Below are 18,301 nucleotides of genomic sequence, written 5' to 3' on the forward strand. Positions count from 1 at the left end.
GTCAGCTCACCCCCACTCTGACGAGTGCGGACTCGGCGCTGCGCACGGCGTCCCGCCAGGCGCGGTCGGGGTTCTTGCCGAGCGTCTGGACGTTGGTCAGCTCCTGGAAGAACGGCGTGTTCGCGATCTCCTCGTAGGGGCTGAAGTAGAGGACCGGCGCCTTCTGCGCGGCCGGACCGAAGACGTCGATGGGCCGCTGGCCGCCGAAGAAGGGGTCGGCCTGGTGCATCGCGGGATCCGCGTACGCGGCCGGGGTGGTGGGGAACAGGGCCGACTCCTGGTAGGACTTGAGCTGGTTGGCCGGGCTGAGCAGCCAGGTCAGGAAGGCGAACGCGCGCTCCGGCTCCCGGCAGTAGCGGGTCAGCGTCATGTACGAACCGCCGTAGTTCGCGGGCCCGTTGGGCATGGTCGTGAGCCGCCACAGGCCGGCCGACTTCGGCGCCGTGTCCTTGAGGCCGTTGATCGCCCACACCGCTGTCGTCATGGTGGCGATGCGGTTGCCGTTCATCGCCGCGTTGTAGTCGGGGGTGCCGTCGGAGATCCGGGCGGCGAGGCCCTGCCTGAGGATCTCGACGGAGATGTCCCAGGCCCGCCGTACGTGTGCCTGGTCGCCGATGAAGCGGTTGCCGGAGTCGACGAACTGCTTGGTGCTCTGGAGCATCGCCTGCTGGAAGACGTTGCCGATGTTGCTGACCAGGTACGGGCCGTTGCCCGCGCGCAGCTTCCTCCCGGCCTCGATGTACTGCTCCCAAGTCGACAACTCCCGGGCCACGTCGGCGGGTTCGTAGGCGATCCCCGCCTTCTGGAAGAGGTCGCGGCGGTAGTACAGGGCGGTCGGACCGGCGTCGAGCGGGAAGCCGATCATGCGCCCGGAGGGGGTGAAGCAGCTCTTCCACTTCCAGTCGAGGTACCGGCCCTGGACCTTCTGCGCGCCGTAGTCCCGCAGGTCGAGGAACTCGTGCTCGTCGGGGAAGAACGTCGCGAGGTTGTCGGAGTTCGCGACGGTGATGTCGGGGACGAAGGCGCGGGCGGCGAGGCTGGTGCGCACCTTCGAGTCGATCTCGCCGGACGGCATCTGCGCGCCGCGCACCTTCAGCCCCGGCACGCCGGGGACCGCGCTGCGGGCGGTGGCGAGGAGTTTCTCGCTCAGCGCGCCCTTCCAGTACCACAGGCTCAGGTGGTCGGTGCCGGCCGAGGCCGAGCCGCTGCTCGACCCGCAGCCGGACAGGCCCAGCAGGGCCCCACCGGCGCCGCCGAGGGAGACCCCGAGGAGGCGTCTGCGGGACATCGTTCGGTGTTCCATCACGAGCGGCTCGCTTTACGAGGACGGGGAAGACAACGATGTCGATGTCCTCGTGAACGTTCCCGTGAACGTTCACGGGAACGTTGCCGTCGAGTATTGGGGCGGCCGAAAACCAGTGTCAAGACACGTACACGGGGAACGTGCTGACGTCATGTCAGCAGGACAGATCCCGGGCGGACCCCTCAGGCGGAGGCCCGCACCACCAGCTCGGGCGTCACCCAGGCGTCCTCGCCCGACAGCGGTTCCTCCCCCGCGCGCAGCCGCGCGACCTGCTCGATCGCCAGCCGCCCGAGCCGGCGTTTGTCCAGGTCGAGGGTGGTGAGCGCGGGTTCGACGAGGGTGCCGAGCGAGAGCCCGTCGAAGCCCAGCACCGCGAGGTCGCCGGGGACGGTCAGCCCGCGCCGGCGCGCGGTGCGCATCGCGCCGACCGCGATCAGGTCGTTGAACCCGAACACGGCCGTCATCTCGGGGTGGTGCACGTCCAGCAGCCGCTCCATCCCCCGCTCGCCGCCGGCGACGCTGTGCTCGGCGCACTGCACGACCCACCGCTCGTCGAGGTCGAGCCCGTGCCGCCGGGCCTGCGCGAGGAACGCCTCGCGCCGGGGTCCGGGCCCGGTCGAGCGGTCGCCGTCCAGCATGCCGATCCGGCGGTGCCCCGCGCGCACGAGGTGCGCCATCCCCGCTTCGAGGCCGCCCGCCGCGTCGATGCCGACGGCCGCGAACCGGGTCTGCTGCGGGCCGCGTTCGAGCAGGACGAGGGGGACGCCGCCGAGGTGGCGGGCCAGTACGTCGTCCTCGTTCTTGAAGTAGCCGACGACCGCGTCCGCCTGGTGGGACAGCATGTCCAGCGCCTCGCGCTCACGGGCGCCGTCGGAGCGGGTGTCGCAGACGACGACCTGCCAGCCGCGCTGCTCGGCGGCCTCCAGGACCCCGGCGGCGACCTCGGGGAAGAACGGGTTGCGCAGGTCGGGAATGACCAGACCTGCGGTCACCGCGCCCTTGCGGACCATGCCGCGCGCGAACCGGCTCGGCCGGTAGTCCAGCAGCCGGGCGGCCTCCAGGACGCGTTCCTTCGTCGCCGGGTCGATCTCGCCCTTGTCGTTGACCGCGCGCGAGACCGTCTGCCGCGAGACGCCCGCGAGCCGGGCCACGTCATGGATCGTGGCCCGGCGGCTCGGGCCGTCAGGCTGCTCGATACGCGGCTTCTGTCGCTCTTCGTCGGCCCACACGGGGTGAACTGTATCCGGCCAGGGCGGGAACATGATCCTCTCGTGTGGGCCTGCGCCCTGCGCGCGGCGCCGACTTCGGCCGCTCAGAACAGCGCGCTGTACGCGTTCAGCGCCGGCTGCCCGCCCAAGTGGGCGTACAGGACGGTCGATTCGGCGCCGATCTCGCCCCGCCGGACCAGATCGACCATGCCCGCCATCGACTTGCCCTCGTACACCGGGTCGGTGACCATGCCCTCCGTGCGGGCCGCGAGGCGCATCGCGTCGAGGGTCGTCCCGTCCGGGACGCCGTAGATCCCGGCGTGGTAGCGCTCGTCCAGCTCGACGTCCGCCTCGGTCAACTCCCGCTCGACGCCGATGAGTCGGCCGGTGCCCTGCGCGATGCGGGCGATCTGCGTCCGCGTCTCGGCGGGCTTCGCCGAGGCGTCGATACCGAGCACGCGACGGGGGCGCCCGCCCGCCTCCTCCAGCGCCGCGAACCCGGCGACCATCCCGGCCTGCGTGGAGCCGGTGACGGAACAGACCACGACCGTGTCGAAGAAGACGCCCAACGCGCGCTCCTGCTCGGCGACTTCGTACGCCCACCCGGCGAACCCGAGCCCGCCGAGCGGGTGGTCGGAGGCGCCGGCCGGGATCGCGTACGGCGTGCCGCCCGACTCCTCGACCTCCCGGAGCGCCAGCTCCCAGCTCTCCTTGAACCCGATCCCGAACCCGGCCTTCACGAGCCGGACGTCCGCGCCGGCCAGGCGGCTGATGAGGATGTTGCCGACCTTGTCGTACACGGAGTCCGGCCAGTCCACCCAACTCTCCTGCACCAGCACGCACTTGAGCCCGGCGCGGGCGGCGCAGGCGGCGACCTGGCGGGTGTGGTTGGACTGCACCCCGCCGATCGACACGAGCGTGTCGCACCCCTTCGCGAGCGCGTCGGCGACCAGGTACTCCAGCTTGCGCGTCTTGTTGCCGCCGTACGCCACACCGGAGTTGCAGTCCTCGCGCTTGGCCCACAGGGCGGCGCCGCCGAGGTGCTCGGTGAGGCGCTCCAGGGGGTGGACCGGGGAGGGGCCGAAGAGGAGGGGGTAACGGTCGTACGAGGAAAGGGACATGAGGTTCTCCCGAACATGTCTCGGAGTGTCTCGGCGTGTCGCGGAGTGTCTCGGCGGGCTTCCAGGGGGCGGCTCTCGACGGCGGCCCGAACTCTCAGACGAGGTCGGCGAGTTCTTCGAGCCCCCGCCAGATCTCCGCCGTCACCCGCACCGCCCCGGTCACGTCCCCGGCCTCGCACGCGTCGATCAGCTGCTCGTGCAGCCCCGCGGAACGGCAGTTGCCGCCCTCGCCGAACCGGCGCCGCTCCAGGCGGCGGATGAGCGGCGTGTAGCGGGCGATCGTGGCAGCGGCGGCGCGGTTGCCGCCCACCCGGACGAGTACGTCGTGCAGTTCGTCGTCCGCGAGGAGCGCCGCGTCGACGTCCCCCGCGACGACGGCGTCCGCGAACCGCTCGTTGGCGGCGCGCATGGTGGCGATGTCCGCGAGGGTGAGGCGGGTTACGGCGATCCGGGCCGCCAACTCGTGCATCGCGCCCACGACGGCGGCGGCGTCCCGCACCTCGCTCGCGACGAGCGGCGTGACCCGCGTATAACTCTGCGGCTTGCTCTCCAGCAGCCCTTCGTCCACGAGCCGCGCGAACGCCTCCCGCACCGGCGCCCTCGACAGCCCCAGCCGCTCGGCCAGATCGACGTCCCGCACGACCGCCCCGGGTTCGATCTCCCCACTGACGATGGCGTCCCGAATGGCTTCACAGGCCCGGTCCCTGAGGAGGGTACGGCCCACGGGTCTTATGGCTTCCATGAATTGAAATGTTAAATGTCAGTCAGATGTTGGGCAAGGCCCGCACTCCCTCGAAGTGCGGGCCTCCACGCTCAGACGAGCCACGGCCAATCGGCGTTCCGCGCCCTCTCCAGCAGCGGCACCATCCGGAACGCCGCGTCCGAAAGCCCCCCGAACGTATGCCGGTTGGCCTTCCCGGAGGGACCGTGACCGGCCCGGTACCCCGCCAGGTTCCAGGTGTAGACCGGGATGCCGGCCGGGACCTGCTCGGTCGGGTCGCCGTGCGAGCTGTACGCGTACTGCTCGTCGGTGACGATCAGCACCCGGTCCTGCCCCCGGTAGTGGGAGCGGATCGCGGAGACCGTGTCGGTGCCGCCGAGGTCGCCGAAGCGCTCCAGGATCCGCAGCACCGACTCCCCCTCGTCGAAGGCGAGTCGACGGCTCGTCGTCCCGAACTCGACGAGGTCCGCGTCCTCGGCGCGCAGCGCGAGCGCCGTGCCGAAGATCGCCGCCGCGTCGGCCCGGTTGAGCTGCGAGCGCTCCGAGAGGCGGTACCACATCGAGCCTGACCGGTCGACGAGGACGAGGGTGCGGCCGGGCAGCGCGGGCACATTGGCCAGCGAGTGGCCGAGCGCCCGCTCCAGCGGGTACGACCAGCGCAGCGAGGGCGCGTTCCGGTACGCGGCGAGGTAGCGGAAGGGGAACTGCCGGGAACGCGCGACCTGTTCGGGGTCGCTGATCCGGTCCGCGACCCGCGCGGCGACCTCGTCGGACACCCCGGCCTGGTCGAAGTTGCGCAGGTTGCGGACGAGCGCCATCGCCCCCATCGACGGGATCACCGCCTCCCACGCGTCCTTGTCCATCGGCCCCTGCAACCAGCCGGCCAGCGCCTCCCAGGTCATCCCGGCCGCCGCGAGCCGCTCCGCGCCGCCCGGCGACGTGACGACCGCCCGCCGCCGCTCGACCGGCAGTTCCATCAACTCACGGTGCGCGCGCAGTACTTGGTCCGCCTGAGGCACCACGGCCGTCTCCGGGTGGTGCCGCCGGTCCAGCGCGTACCGGAACAGCTCGCCCTGCCAGGGTTTCGCCGGGTCCGGCGCCGCGTGCACAAGGTTCAGGATGTCGCCGAAGCGGTATCCCTTGGCCGACGTGTCGTACTTCAGCAGGGACTTGGCGTGGTAGAGCCGCCGTACGGCGTCGGCGATCCCGCGCTTGACGGGCTTGGGGACGTTACGGCCGTGGGTCGCCGTCCAGTAGGCGAGCAACTCGCCGGGCTCGTCGGGGCGTTGCAGGACGGAGTCGATGACGCCGCGGTTCGAGGGGCCCTCGGTGACGCCGGCCGCGAGGCGGGCGTGCACGTACTCGGCGGCGCCGACGACGGCCGCCGTACGGAGGTTGCCCTCGCCGCGCAGCCAGCCGAGGAGTCCCGCCGTCCACTCGGGGTCGGTGACCGCCAACTGGCGTACCAGCGTGGCGAATCGGTTGTCGCGGTCGGCGCCGGACTCGTAGAAGGTGTGCTCGGAGACGAAGTTGGCGACCGCGAGCAGGAAAAGCTCGGAGCGCTGGTCTCGTTCGTGGCCTCGACCGCCCTCGCCGGTGCGCAGGGTGCGGCCGGTGGTGGTGACGGGAGACGTCGTCCGCGCCTTCGTGGCACGGGTGTTGAAGCGGGCCATGGTGAATTCCCCCCGAAATTCAGTGAGTCGTGAGGGAAGGCACGGCGCGTGGAGGGTGCCCGAGGTCAGGAGTCGGCGACGGACTCATCAGGTGCTCTGCCAGATTGAGCTACGCCGACCCGAAGTCGACGACGGGATTCGAACCCGCAACCGCCCGGCCCAGTGAAGTAACCGTTGCCTGCGCACCGGGCACCCACCACAAGCCGCGCCTCCCGAGATCAAGTCGACTGCGGTGTCGGATTCTTTGGAAGAAGTAACCGCTGTCTGCGCACCGGGAGGTGCGTGCTTTCGTGTCTCCGACTCTAGGAGGCGCGGCCGGGTGAGGTCGAACCAATTACCGCTTCTGCCGCTTCCACGGCCCCGTGATCGCCACCATGATCCCCGGGCTCTGGATGTTGGCGTACAGCGTCCGCCCGTCGGGCGAGAAGGTGACGCCCGTGAACTCGCTGTACTCCGGCTCCTCTTCGGTCCCGGCGTTGAGTTCGTTGCGGGCGATGGGGTACGTGCGCCCGGAGTCGGTGGCGCCGAACAGGTGCTGGACGCCCTCGCCGTCCTCGGCGATGACGAGGCCGCCGTAGGGGGAGACGGTGATGTTGTCGGGGCCGTCGAAGGGGCCGTCCTGCGCGGGGTCGGGGTTGACGCCCAGCAGGACCTTCAGGGTCAGGGTGCGCCGCTTCGGGTCGTAGAACCAGACCTGCCCGTCGTGCTGGGCGGGGCTCTCGGAGCGGGCGTAGGAGGAGACGATGTAGGCGCCGCCGTCCGCCCACCACATGCCCTCCAGCTTGCGGGCGCGGGTGATCTGGCCGTCGGCGAACTGCTTGCGCACGGCGACGGTCTTCGCGTCGCGGTCGGGTACGTCGACCCAGTCGACGCCGTACACGGTGCCGGTCCTCGTCGCCCGGGACAGGTCGTCGACGAACGTGCCGCCGGAGTCGAAGCACTTGGGCGCCTGGAGGACGCCGGCGTCGTCGGCGAGGGTGCGCAGCCTGCCCCGGCCGTGCTCGAAGCCCTTCGGCGGGGTCCAGCGGAAGAGGAGGCCGTTGGGGCTCGCGGCGTCCTCGGTGAGGTAGGCGTGGCCGCGCCTGGGGTCGATGACGACGGCCTCGTGGTCGTAACGCCCGAAGAACTTCAGGGGTTTGGGGTCCCGGTTGGCCCGCCGGTCGATCGGGTCGACCTCGAAGACGTACCCGTGGTCCTTGGTCATCCCGTTCACGCCGGCCCGGTCGGAGTTCTCCTCGCAGGTCAGCCAGGTCCCCCAAGGGGTGCGTCCGCCCGCGCAGTTGGTGGACGTCCCGGCGATCCCGACCCACTCGGCGACCCGCCCGTCGGGCCGTACCTCGACGACCGTGCAGCCACCGGAGGCGGCGGGGTCGTACACGAGGCCCTCGGTGAGCGGCACCGGGTGCGCCCAGTTGGCGCGCGGCCCCTTCAGCTCGTGGTTGTTGACGAGCAGCGTCGTCCCGCGCGGCCCGTCGAAGGTCGCCGTGCCGTCGTGGTTGGACGGCGTGAACTCGCCGGACTCCAGCCTGGTCCTGCCGCTGTAGGTGATGACGCGGTACGAGAACCCGGCGGGGAGCGCCAACAGGCCCTTGGGGTCGGGCAGCAGCGGCCCGTACCCCACTCCCCCGTGCTCGCACCCTTCGCTCTCGACGTCCGTGGAGGCGAGGGCGTTCGGCGCTGACGCGAGCGCCCCGGCGCTGCCGGCCAGCACCACCCCGGCTCCGGTGAGCGCGGATCTCGCGGCGAAGTCCCTGCGGGTGAGCGACATGATGTCTCCTGAGAGTGCCGGTGGAGGGTGGCGCACGAAGGTCCACCGACACGATCCCGCCCGGATTTGAACGCCGCTTTAACGAAGCGCCACGGGCGGGTGGCCTCAACCCCCCTGTTGCGACCGCGCCTTGAACGCCGCCTTACGGGCCTCCTTGGCGACCCGCTTGTCCGGGTGCAGCCGCCCCATCGCCTCCAGCACATCGGCGGTCGCCGGATGCCCCACCCGCCACACCGCCGCGAAGAACCCCTCGTGCTGCGCGGCGAGCCCCTCCACCAGCGCCTGGAGTTCCTCGGAGTTCCCCTCCGCGGCCAGTTGCGCGGCGACTGTGTCGATGGTCAGCCAGAACACCATCTCCTCGGACGGCGCGGGCACATCGGCGGCGCCGAGCTCGCTGAGCCACACCCGCGCGAGCCCGCCCAGCTCGGGGTCGTCGAGGACTTCCCGTACGGCCGGCTCCGCCTCCGCCCCCACGAGCGACAACGCCTGCTGGCACCGCAGCCGCCGCAGCGGAGCGCCCTCGTCGGCGCCCCGCGCCGCCGCCAGCAACTCCCGCGCCGCGTCGAGGGGTTGGCGCCGCCCGAGCCACTGCTCGGTCTCGGCCCGCGCGGCCCGCGACCCGTACGAGGCGGTCCCGTCGAGCAGCGCGTCGGCGCCCTTGTCGGCGAGTTCCCCCACCGCCGGGACGACGAACCCGGCGTCGAGGAGCCGGGCCCGCAGCCCGTACCGCCCCAGCGCGGTGAGCCGCACCATCCCGTACCGCGAGACGTCCGTCTCGTCGACGCCCTCGGGGACCTCGCCCTCCATGAGCGCCTCGTCGACAGGCTGGTACTCGACGAGCCCGACCGGCTCAAGGAGCCGGAACTGGTCGTCGAGCCGCATCATCGCGTCGGAGACCTGCTCCAGGACGTCGTTGGTGGGCTCCCCCATGTCCCCCGGGACGATCATCGAGGCGGCGAGGGCGGGCAGCGGCACGGGCCCCTCGCCGGGCCCGTCCTCGGCGACGGACAGCAGGTAGAGATTGCCGAGCACCCCGTCGAGGAACTCCGCCTCGGCCTCGGGGTCCCAGTCCAGCTCGGAGAGGTCGACCCGGCCGCCCTCGTCCATCATCTCCATGATCGCGTCGAGGTCGGGGGTGCCGGCGTCGGCGAGGACGGTCTCCAGCGCGGCGAGCCAGACGGTCAGCACGTCCTGCGGGGAACCGCCGAGCAGCGCGAGGTCCTCGCCCGTACGGACGGTCCCGGCCTCCTCGTCGTCGATCTCGACGAGCCCGGCGTCGATGGCGACGCGCCACGCTTCGCTGGCGTACGCAGGCGCGTCCTCCCCGGTGAGCCCCAGCTCCTGCGCGGCGGCCGGCAGCTGCTCCTCCACGAGCCCGCCCCCGGCGTCCACCCGGGTCGCGGGCCCGGCCCACCGGGCGAGCCGCGCGGCCCGCTCCAGCAGCGGTACGGCGAGGGCGTCCCGCGCCAGCTCCGCTTCGGTGGCGAGCCGCACGGGCGGCAGGGGGGAGCTGTCTGACATCGGCTGTTTCTCCTCAGCGGTACAACCCGTAAGTGCCTCACCCCGAAGCCTAGACGGGATTCGCCCTCTGTCGCCCGGTTCACCTGCCCGTCAGCCCCCGTACATGGCTCAAACCTTGACAACTGGCGAGATCAGCAACGAGATTGACGCGCGTAGAAAACTGGGAACGACTGTTCACCGTCACCCGCACTCCCCCCACGCGCTGTGCCGTCCTTGCCCCGCCCCATTCCCGCCCCGGAGGGATCTCTTGCCCAGCAAGTCGTCCGCGCGTCTCGCCGCGCTCACCGTCGCCGCCGTCTGCTCGGCCGCGTCCACCGTCGTCCTCGTCTCGCCCGCGCACGCGGACACCGTCCGCGTCCACGACATCCAGGGCACCACCCGGATCTCGCCGTACGCCGGGCAGCAGGTCACGGACGTCCCCGGCATCGTCACGGGCATCCGTACGTACGGCTCGTCCCGGGGTTTCTGGATCCAGGACCCGAACCCGGACGCAAACCCGGCGACCAGTGAGGGCGTCTTCGTCTTCACCGGCTCCACCCCGAAGGGCGTCGCGGTCGGCGACGCGGTCACGGTCACGGGAACGGTCTCGGAGTTCGTCCCGGGCGGCACCGCCTCCGGGAACCAGGCCATCACCGAGATCACGAAGCCGACGACCACCGTCGTCTCCAGCGGCAACGCGCTCCCCGCGCCGGTCGTGATCAGCGCCCGTTCGGTGCCTGCCGCGTACGCGCCCGCGCCGGGCGGCTCGGTCAACGGCCTCACGCTGGAGCCGAAGAAGTACGCCCTGGACTACTACGAGTCCCTGGAGGGCATGAACGTCCAGGTCGCCGACGCCCGCGTGGTCGGCGCCACGGACCCGTTCACCGAGCTGTGGGTGACGGTGAAGCCGTGGGAGAACGCGAACCGCCGGGGCGGCACGGTGTACGGCTCGTACACGTCGCAGAACACCGGACGGCTCCAGATCCAGTCGCTCGGCGCGACCGCGGACTTCCCCGAAGCGAACGTCGGTGACACCCTCAAGGGCGAGACGGCCGGCCCCCTCGACTACAACCAGTTCGGCGGCTACACCCTCGTCGCGAGCAGGCTCGGCACGCTCAAGAGCGCCGGTGTGCAGCGCGAGTCGACGCGCAAGCAGGCGCGGAACGAGCTGGCGGTCGCGACGTACAACGTCGAGAACCTCGACCCCTCGGACACCACCTTCGCCGCGCACGCGTCCGCGATCGTGAACAACCTCAAGTCGCCCGACATCGTGTCCCTGGAGGAGATCCAGGACGACAACGGCGCGAAGAACGACGGCACGACCGCCGCCGACGTCACGGTCGCCAAGCTGATCGACGCGATCAGCGCGGCCGGCGGTCCGAGGTACGACTGGCGTTCGATCTCCCCGGTCGACGGCCAGGACGGCGGCGAGCCCGGCGGCAACATCCGCCAGGTGTTCCTCTTCAACCCCGAGCGCGTCTCCTTCACGGACCGCGCGGGCGGCGACGCGACGACGGCCGTCGGGGTCACGAAGGTGCGCGGCAAGGCCGAACTCACCGTCTCCCCGGGCCGGATCGCCCCGGCGGACGAGGCGTGGAAGAACAGCCGCAAGCCGCTCGTCGGCGAGTTCACCTTCCGCGGCAAGACGGTCTTCCTGATCGCCAACCACTTCAACTCCAAGGGCGGCGACCAGGCTCTGACCTCGCAGTACCAGCCCCCGGCCCGCTCCTCGGAGGTCCAGCGCCACCAACAGGCCACGCTGGTCAACGCGTTCGTCAAGAACATCCTGGACACCCAGAAGAACGCGGACGTCATCGCGCTCGGCGACATCAACGACTTCGAGTTCTCCGGCACCGCACAGATCCTGGAGTCGGACGGCGCGCTCTGGTCGGCGATCAAGTCCCTGCCGAAGAACGAGCGTTACTCGTACGTCTACCAGGGCAACGCGCAGGTCCTCGACCAGATCCTGATCAGCCCCTCGATCCGCCGGTCCTGCGCCTTCGACTACGACTCCGTGCACGTCAACGCGGAGTTCCACGACCAGATCAGCGACCACGACCCGCAGGTGCTGCGCTTCCGGCCGTAGAACGGGTACGACGGCCCGGTCCCCTCTTCCGCCGGAGGGCCGGGCCGTCGCCCTTCCCTGTCCTTCCCACAGCCGAATTGGCCAGGAAATGCAGGAGGTTGACGGTCACGATCGCGGGCGCGACGATCCCCGGCGCGCGCGGGAACGCCGGTTCGAGGGAGAGCGCGAGGACGATCGCCGTGACCCCGTTCTGCTGGCCCAGCGAGAGCAGCACCCGGTCGGTGCGCGGGAGCCGGCGGGTCAAGGCGGCGGCGACGACGGCGTGCGCGGCGAACGCGGCGGCACCGAGGACGACCCCGTACCCGAGGCCGACGCCTCCGACGAGCAGCATCCCGAGCAGGAACGCGGCCACCGCGTAGGCGGCCTTGGTCACTTGGGGGACCCAGCGCCCCAGGAACTCCGGCCGGAAGAACAGCCCGACGACCGCGATCCCCAGCATCAGCGTGTACGACGCGGCGAGCACCAGCATCCCCGCGACCAGCACGGCCCCGGCGACGTCGGCGAGCCGCCCGCGCCATCGGCGTACGAGGAACCAGACGCCCCCGGCGACCGCCACCAAGGCGGCGCTCCAGCCGAGTTGGGCCGCGTAGCCGCCCGCCGAGCCGCCGATGCCCTCGCCGTCCGCGACGAGCGGGACGGTGAACGCGGTGAGCAGGACGGTCACGGGGTCGTCGAAGGACGCCCAGACGGAGAGGATCGTCTTCGCGCGCGGGGACATGCGGGAGGAGTCGCGCAGGGCGGCGACGGAGAGGGGGTCGACCTGGGCGACGGTGACGGCGAGGACGAGGTAGGCGGGATCGCTCACGACAGCCCAGAGCGCGAGAGCGATGAGTGCCGCTTTGGCGACGACGCCGACCGTCACCGCGAGGCCGATCAGCCCCAGGTGCTCGCGGGCCTCGCGCAGGGAGATGTCGGAGGTGCTGCCGTAGAGTCCGACGGCGAGCAGGAGCATCGTCGCGAACAGGAACGCGCCGGAGCCGCCGGCCGCGCCGGTGCCGTTGCCCACCGCCCAGCCCGCCGCCAACAGCGCCAGCAGCAGGCCGAGTTGCCTCATCCGGACGCCAGGACGCGTTCCACGGCCGCCGTCAGCTCGGCCATCCTCAGGTCGGCGTGGAAGACGCGGTCCTGGTTGAGGGTGACGCCGAGCAGGAAGGACCCGTCGCCGACGGCGGCGTAGTAGAGGGCGCCTTCGTCGACGTCGAGGACGGTGCGGGTGAGGCGGCCGGGCAGGACGGCCTTGAGGGAGTGGTTGAGGCGGGCGACGACGAACGGCAGCCGCTGGGCGATGTCCTGGTAGCGGTCGCGGCGGCTGTCCCGGCCGATGTTGCGGAAGTAGGGGGCGAGCTGGGCGAGTTCGAGGACGTCGACGGCGAGGTGGCCGGACGGGTCGTGGTAGGCGACGTAGTGCAGGTCCTCGGCGGAGAGGGCGGCGGCGCAGGCGGTGAGGAGGGTCTCGGGGTGCGGTCCGACGGCACCGGAGCGGTCGGTGTGCAGGGCCTCGGTGACGGTGGTCGGGCTGTTCGAACGGCCTGCCGGCACCGCCCCCTTGAAGCCGTCCTCGTCGAACCCGCCGTAGTTCGGGCCGCGTTGGCGGAGCATCTCGGCGAACCGGACGGCGAGGCGGGCCATCGCCCGGTCGCCGGACTCGTCGTGCTCGGCGCCGAGCGAGACACCGGTGAGGTACTCGCCGGGGCGGACGTAGTAGTGGAAGACGGAGGCCCCGCCCAGTCTGAGGACCGTACGGATGAGGCGTCCGCTCTCGGCGGGGCGCAGGGCGCGGTCCATCCGGCCGAGCAGGAAGTTGAGCTGGCGTCCGACGCGGATGTACAGCTCGCGGTCGACGACGGCGTCCTCGGCGACCGACTCCAGTATGTCCACGGAGTAGTTGTAGACGCCCCGGTGGTAGGCGGCGACGTGGTGCAGCCCCTCGGAGTGCAGCGCCTCGGCGCACATCTCGACGAAGTCGTCGCTGGCGGCGGTGACATGGGCCGCGCGCAGGCGCAGCGGGGTCACCACCGAGGTCCTGGTGGCGGTGTCGGTTCGGTCGGGGTCCGCGGTGTCCACCACGCCTCCTCGGTTCCTCAGTGGCCGCCTGGGCCGAAGCCGGTGCGGAACAGGTCGGGTTCGAGCGCTTCGAGGCCCTCGCGGAACGCCTTGCCGAAGGGGCTCCGCGGGCCGGGCAGCGCCCCCTGGGCGACGGTCTGCGCGGCTCGGGGGTCGTAGGGCAGGTCGAGAACGGTTCGTACTGCCAGTGTGTCCCTGGAAGCCGTGCCTCCAACCCCGTTTGTCGAATTGTGGCCGGGAAGTCGCGGACCGGGACCGGGTCTGTTCGCCACGTATCCCGCGAGCTTGCCCAGCAGCCCCGCGCGCTCCAGGTGGGCGGTGAGTTCGCGTACGGCGGGGTGGGTACGGCCGTCCGGCGGGCCGACGAGGAAGACGTACTCGACGCTCTCGCACACCCGGCGTGCGCACGGCCCCCAGCCGGTGCCGCAGTCGACGAGGAGGCAGCCGGCGACCTCGGCGAGGCTCTCGGCGGCCCGGCCGACGATGTCGGGCAGGTCGGGGCGCCCGGCGAACGCCGAACTCCCCCTGCCGCTGAGGCCGTTGAAGAGGCTCATGTTCTTGCTGCGGCCGTCCCGGGAGCAGAGTTCGCGCAGCATCGGCTGGGCGACCCGGTCGCGCAGGGCGATCTTCTCCTCGCGGGCGAACCCGAGGAGTCCGCAGCACTGTTCGTCGCCGCGACCGCGCTGCCAGGGGCCGAGGAGCGAGGTGAGTCCGGCGCTCTCCAGGTCGGCGTCCATGAGGACGACGTCCTGTCCTTTGGGTCCCGTCTCGGCGTCGATCAGCGCTCCGGCGGTGGCCGTCACGAGGCTCGCCCCGGTGCCGCGCCACGGTGAGAGCACCGCGGCCGACCAGGGCTGCCCCCATTCCCGCCCGTTCCTCACGGTCTTGCCCTTCTCGGTGGCTCAGATGTACGGCACGTCGATGTCCAGCTCTATGCGCTGTCCGCCGGGCCCGCTGCCGCCGCTCTCGCCGGCGCGGGTCTGGCTGTCCTGGAGGTTGGTCGCGGCGAACGAGGTGAGGGGGTGGTGGTCGCCGCAGCGGACCCTCAGGCGTTCGTAGGTGCGCCGGTCGAGTTCGAGGGCGGCGGCCGACTCCCCGACGAAGACCAGGCAGTTGGCGTGGTCGAGGGCCGCGATGAGGGTCAACGGGTGGTCGGAGCCGAGGGTTTCGGCGAGGCCCCGCCAGCCCTGCTCGCTGAGTTCGGCGACGCCGTCGAGGATGCCGGCGGAGCGCCGGCACAGCGCGAGGTCGACCTGGGCGATGCGGTGGAAGGGGTGGCCTTCGTGCCAGCTCGCGTACCCGCGTGCGGTTTCCTCGGCGAGGCGGCAGGCCTGGGCGTGTTCGCCGAGGAGCCTGAGGTCTGCGGCGAGGGCGAGGGAGGCGGCGAGGCGTTCGTGGTGGTCGGGTCCGGCGTAGGCGAGCCAGCCGGCCATGGCGTCGGCGTCGCACTTGCGGGCGGTGCGCAGCCGGTCGGGGTCGTGGCGGCCGGTGCGGCGCAGGGTGGCGGCCAGCGCGCGGCCCGCGTAGAGGGTGACGGGGTCGGACTCGCCGTGGTGGCGTTCGGCGTCCGCGAAGGCCTGCCGCAGCTGGGCGAGGGAGGTGGCGTAGTCGCCGGACTCCCGGTAGCGGCAGCCGAGTTGGACGGCGAGGCTGAGGGTGAGTTCGTGGGTGATGCCCAGCACGCGGCGGCTGCGCTCGTAGGTCTCGCGGTGCAGGTCGAGGGCTTCGGCGGTCATGCCGACCATGGCGAGGGAGAGGCCGAGGTTCAGGAAAGCCATCAGGGAGTAGGGGTTGTCGGCGCCGAAGACGGTGCTGAGGATGTCGGCGGTCGACTGGTCCTCGGCGAAGGCGTCCTGGACCTCGCCGAGCGCGCGCAGTTCGGCGCCCCGGCCGGTGGCGCTGCGCAGCGTGTACGGGTGTTCCAGGCCGAGTTGGGCGCGCAGCCGGTTCAGGGCGCGGTGGTTGACGCGTTCGGCGTCGGCGAAGCGGCCCGCGTCGCGGTGGACGTTGCCGAGTTCGACGGCGAGCCGGAGCGTGAGGATGTCGTCGGTGGCGTCGAGGTCGCCGTGCCGCTCGGTCCAGGTCTCCAGGAGCTGTTCGGCGAGGGTGCGGGCGGGGTCGAGGCGCCGGGCGAGGCGCCGGTGGCGTACCTGGCCCACGAGCCAGCGGCGTACGTCGGTGTCGTCGCTGAGGGCGGCGCCGCTGGGGTCGACGTGCTGGTCGAGTTCCTCGAACACCGGCTGGTGGCGCTCCTCGTCGGCCTCCGGGTCGGGCGGGACGAGGGAGGCGAGGACGCGTTGGGTGGCGGCGCGGGACTGCTGGAACTCCTCGGCGGTGAGGGCGTCGCGCAGGAAGCGCAGGCCCATCGGGTCGCCGACGACGCGGCCGACGCCGAAGTCGGTGCGGGCCAGGGCCCGTTGGCCGAGCGCGTGGAAAGCGCGGCCGGCGGTGGCGGGTCCGGTGGGCTCCTCCTCGGGGCACAGCCAGCGCAGGGCGGCGGGGCTGCGCAGGACGTCGAGGGCGGCGCCGGTCGGGGCGAGGTGGGCGAGCAGCAGCAGGAACCGTTCGGCGCTGGGGTGGTCGGCGCGCAGGGACTCCATGGAGACGGCCCAGGTGGCGTGCGCTGCGGCCGGGTAGCCGGGTTCGGCGGCGGCGTCGGACCGGCCGCCCTCGGCGCAGGTGCGCATGGCGAGGGCGTAGGCGGCGACGGCCTCGCGCAGGGGCGGGCCGGCGTTCTTGATGTAGGCGGCGGCCTGTTCGACGGTCTGCGGGAGGTGCCCGCAGACGGCGAGGATGTCGCGGGCGAGGTCGGCGGGCAACCCCGGGAAGTGCAGGCGCAGTTGCTCGCACGCCTCGGCCTCGGTGGGCATGCCGATCTCGACGGGGCGGCCGGTGGCGTGCCAGTCGGCGGCGTCGGAGGTGATCAGGACGTGGCTCGAACCCCCGCCGGGCACAAGCCCGTTGAGATCCGCGGGGCTGCGTACGTCGTCGTACACGAGCAGGAAGCGGTGGTAGTCGCCCCAGCCGCCGGCGAGGGCGTTCAGGGTGCGGGCGACGGCGTCGGTCGCGGAGCGCCGGGCGACGCCCAACCGTTCGCCGAGGGCGGCGAGTTCGTCGCGGACGCAGGTGGCGGTGTCGGCGCGCAGCCACCAGATCGCGTCGTAGTCGGGGGCGAACCGGTAGGCGAACTCCAGGGCGATGCGGCTCTTTCCGACGCCGAGCGGGCCGGTGAGGATCGCCGGGGGCACGGAGCGGCCTGGCGGGAACGCGTCGCGCAGGTCGCCGATGCGCTCCTCGCGGCCCTGGAAGGTGGCGCCGCGCGGCGGGGTCTTCCAGATCTTCGGGTTCTGCCCGGGGAAGCGCACCCCGCCCGAACCCGGCGTGCGGGCCTGCCCGTTCTGCGCGAAGTGCTCCAGGAGCAGTTCCTCGGCCTCGTGCTCCCCGAGGTTCTGGAGGTGCGGCCCCTTGAGGTCGCCGAGCGGCGGCCGGACGCGGGTCTCCTCGACCCGCACCGCGACGATCGAGTCGGTGCGGTCCCCCGACCCGAGCCGCCCGGCGGCCCTCAGGTGCTGCTGGATCACCGCGTCCAGCTCGGGCGCTGACTGGAGCGCGGGTGAGACGACGAGGATGGTGTACGAGGGTTTCGCGTCGGCCGGCATGGCGCGCGGGTCCCACTGCGCGGTCGTCTCGCAGCTGATGCCGAGCCGGGCGAGGACGCCGCGGATCCACTCGGCCCACAGCCGGTCGGGGGCGGCGTGCACGATGCGCGCGGTGCGCCGGCCGGGGGTGCGGACCTCCTCGAACCGCTCGGCGAACGTCAGGCGCAGCGGCTCGGGGACGGGGCGGACGCAGGAGATCTTGCCCCGGGTGATCTCCTGTGCGATCCGTACGTACGCGTCGAGTTGGAGGGATTTCGTGCCGGGGCGCAGCGTGAAGGGGACGAGGGTCTCCTCGTAGGCGAACGCCGGGTGGTGCGGGACCTCGACCTGGCCCCAGTACTCGTCGAGGGAGCCGGTGGTGAGGGGGGCGACGAGTCCGGCGAACTGCCGTTCCACGTGGGCGCGCCTGCGTCCCGCCTTGCCGGGCTCGGCGTGCTCGACGCGCATCGGCACGGGCAGGATGCGGATCTCCCGCCCCGTCTCGCGGGCCTGCTGGTGGATCTGGCGGGCGACGGAGGCGGTGCCCTCGATGGACTGGTTGCTCAGGTTGAACCCGGCGACGACGACGTCCGGCAGCCACAGCGTGCACACGGACGCGTTGTCGGAGTGCCCGGTGCGGCTGTCGATCAGGACGTAGTCGTACGGCCCCTGCCGCAGCCGTTCGCGCAGCGTCCCGACGTAGCGGCGCCCCTGGTGCTGGCCGTAGAAGGCGGCCCAGTCGAAGTAGGCGACGCGTTCGCTGTACTGGTCGTCCTGGACGCCGGGGCCGAGGTAGTCGATGGTGCCCGGGGTGCGGAAGTCGCTCCAGCGGATGGTGTCGCGGTGCGGGAGGACGTCGGTGTGCGTCGACAGGAGTCCGGCCAGGCGTTGTTCGAAGGTGTCCTCGTCCAACTGCTGCCGGATCAGGGCCTCCACGTCCCGGCCGTAGCCCTGGACCATGTCGACGACGCCCGTCGTGCGGCCCAGCTCCGGGTCGTTCAGGAAGGGATGGTAGAAGCGGTGCAGGCCGGGGGACTCCAGATCCCAGTCGACGACGAGCACGCGGCTGCCCTCGGTCGCCAGGATCCAGGCGACGTTGGCCAGGGCCATCGTGCGTCCCACGCCTCCTTTGTAGGAGTAGAACGTGACTACGGTCGCCGGTTCATGGGCGGCCTCGGCGCCGGGCGGCTCCGGCTCCACGCTGCTCATTGATGCTGCT

The 18,301-nt window shown here is 71.9% G+C and carries 12 protein-coding genes; 1 reads left to right on the plus strand and 11 read right to left on the minus strand.

Going from position 1 to position 18,301, the window contains the following annotated elements; all coding sequences use genetic code 11:
- Window position 1: 1 nt before the first annotated feature.
- From PV682_RS26725 to PV682_RS26755, 7 genes are all read right to left on the minus strand, one after another.
- Window positions 2–1,288, minus strand: a complete 1,287-nt coding sequence (locus PV682_RS26725) for an ABC transporter substrate-binding protein (protein WP_319734175.1) — start codon at window positions 1,286–1,288, stop codon at window positions 2–4.
- Between the two features lie 197 nt (window positions 1,289–1,485).
- On the minus strand, window positions 1,486–2,532 hold the full coding sequence (locus tag PV682_RS26730; protein ID WP_319734177.1) for a LacI family DNA-binding transcriptional regulator: 1,047 nt from the start codon (window positions 2,530–2,532) through the stop codon (window positions 1,486–1,488).
- Window positions 2,533–2,615: 83 nt separating this feature from the next.
- Complete coding sequence (locus PV682_RS26735) at window positions 2,616–3,632, minus strand: 1-aminocyclopropane-1-carboxylate deaminase (RefSeq protein ID WP_319734179.1); 1,017 nt, start codon at window positions 3,630–3,632, stop codon at window positions 2,616–2,618.
- Window positions 3,633–3,726: 94 nt separating this feature from the next.
- The gene (locus PV682_RS26740; protein WP_319734181.1) at window positions 3,727–4,374 is read right to left on the minus strand and encodes a GntR family transcriptional regulator; all 648 of its coding nucleotides are present in this window, start codon (window positions 4,372–4,374) and stop codon (window positions 3,727–3,729) included.
- Window positions 4,375–4,445: 71 nt separating this feature from the next.
- Window positions 4,446–6,026, minus strand: coding sequence for a TROVE domain-containing protein (locus PV682_RS26745; RefSeq protein ID WP_319734183.1), 1,581 nt, complete (start codon window positions 6,024–6,026; stop codon window positions 4,446–4,448).
- Window positions 6,027–6,360: 334 nt separating this feature from the next.
- A complete protein-coding gene (locus PV682_RS26750; protein ID WP_319734185.1) occupies window positions 6,361–7,794 on the minus strand; it encodes an alkaline phosphatase PhoX in 1,434 nt (477 codons plus the stop codon).
- 105 nt (window positions 7,795–7,899) lie between these two features.
- Window positions 7,900–9,315: a hypothetical protein gene (locus tag PV682_RS26755; RefSeq protein ID WP_319734187.1), complete on the minus strand. Its 1,416-nt coding sequence runs from the start codon at window positions 9,313–9,315 to the stop codon at window positions 7,900–7,902.
- Window positions 9,316–9,562: 247 nt separating this feature from the next.
- Between PV682_RS26755 and PV682_RS26760 the strand changes: the two genes are divergently transcribed.
- A complete protein-coding gene (locus tag PV682_RS26760) occupies window positions 9,563–11,380 on the plus strand; it encodes an endonuclease/exonuclease/phosphatase family protein (protein ID WP_319734189.1) in 1,818 nt (605 codons plus the stop codon).
- Here the strand turns inward: PV682_RS26760 and PV682_RS26765 are convergent.
- The 4 genes from PV682_RS26765 to fxsT are packed head-to-tail and all read right to left on the minus strand — an operon-like array spanning window position 11,340 to window position 18,291.
- Window positions 11,340–12,434: a hypothetical protein gene (locus PV682_RS26765; RefSeq protein WP_319734191.1), complete on the minus strand. Its 1,095-nt coding sequence runs from the start codon at window positions 12,432–12,434 to the stop codon at window positions 11,340–11,342. The two genes, PV682_RS26760 and PV682_RS26765, sit on opposite strands and share 41 nt — an antisense overlap.
- Complete coding sequence (locus PV682_RS26770; RefSeq protein ID WP_319734193.1) at window positions 12,431–13,447, minus strand: hypothetical protein; 1,017 nt, start codon at window positions 13,445–13,447, stop codon at window positions 12,431–12,433. Before PV682_RS26770 ends, PV682_RS26765 begins: the two co-directional genes overlap by 4 nt.
- 14 nt (window positions 13,448–13,461) lie before the next feature.
- Window positions 13,462–14,325 (minus strand): MinD/ParA family ATP-binding protein, encoded by an 864-nt coding sequence (locus PV682_RS26775; protein ID WP_319734195.1) that lies wholly within the window; start codon window positions 14,323–14,325, stop codon window positions 13,462–13,464.
- A 21-nt stretch (window positions 14,326–14,346) separates the two neighbouring features.
- The gene (gene fxsT, locus PV682_RS26780) at window positions 14,347–18,291 is read right to left on the minus strand and encodes an FxSxx-COOH system tetratricopeptide repeat protein (RefSeq protein WP_319734197.1); all 3,945 of its coding nucleotides are present in this window, start codon (window positions 18,289–18,291) and stop codon (window positions 14,347–14,349) included.
- Between the last annotated feature and the right edge of the window lie 10 nt (window positions 18,292–18,301).

Origin of the sequence: Streptomyces niveiscabiei, assembly GCF_033794345.1 — a bacterium.
Classification (GTDB): domain Bacteria; phylum Actinomycetota; class Actinomycetes; order Streptomycetales; family Streptomycetaceae; genus Streptomyces; species Streptomyces niveiscabiei.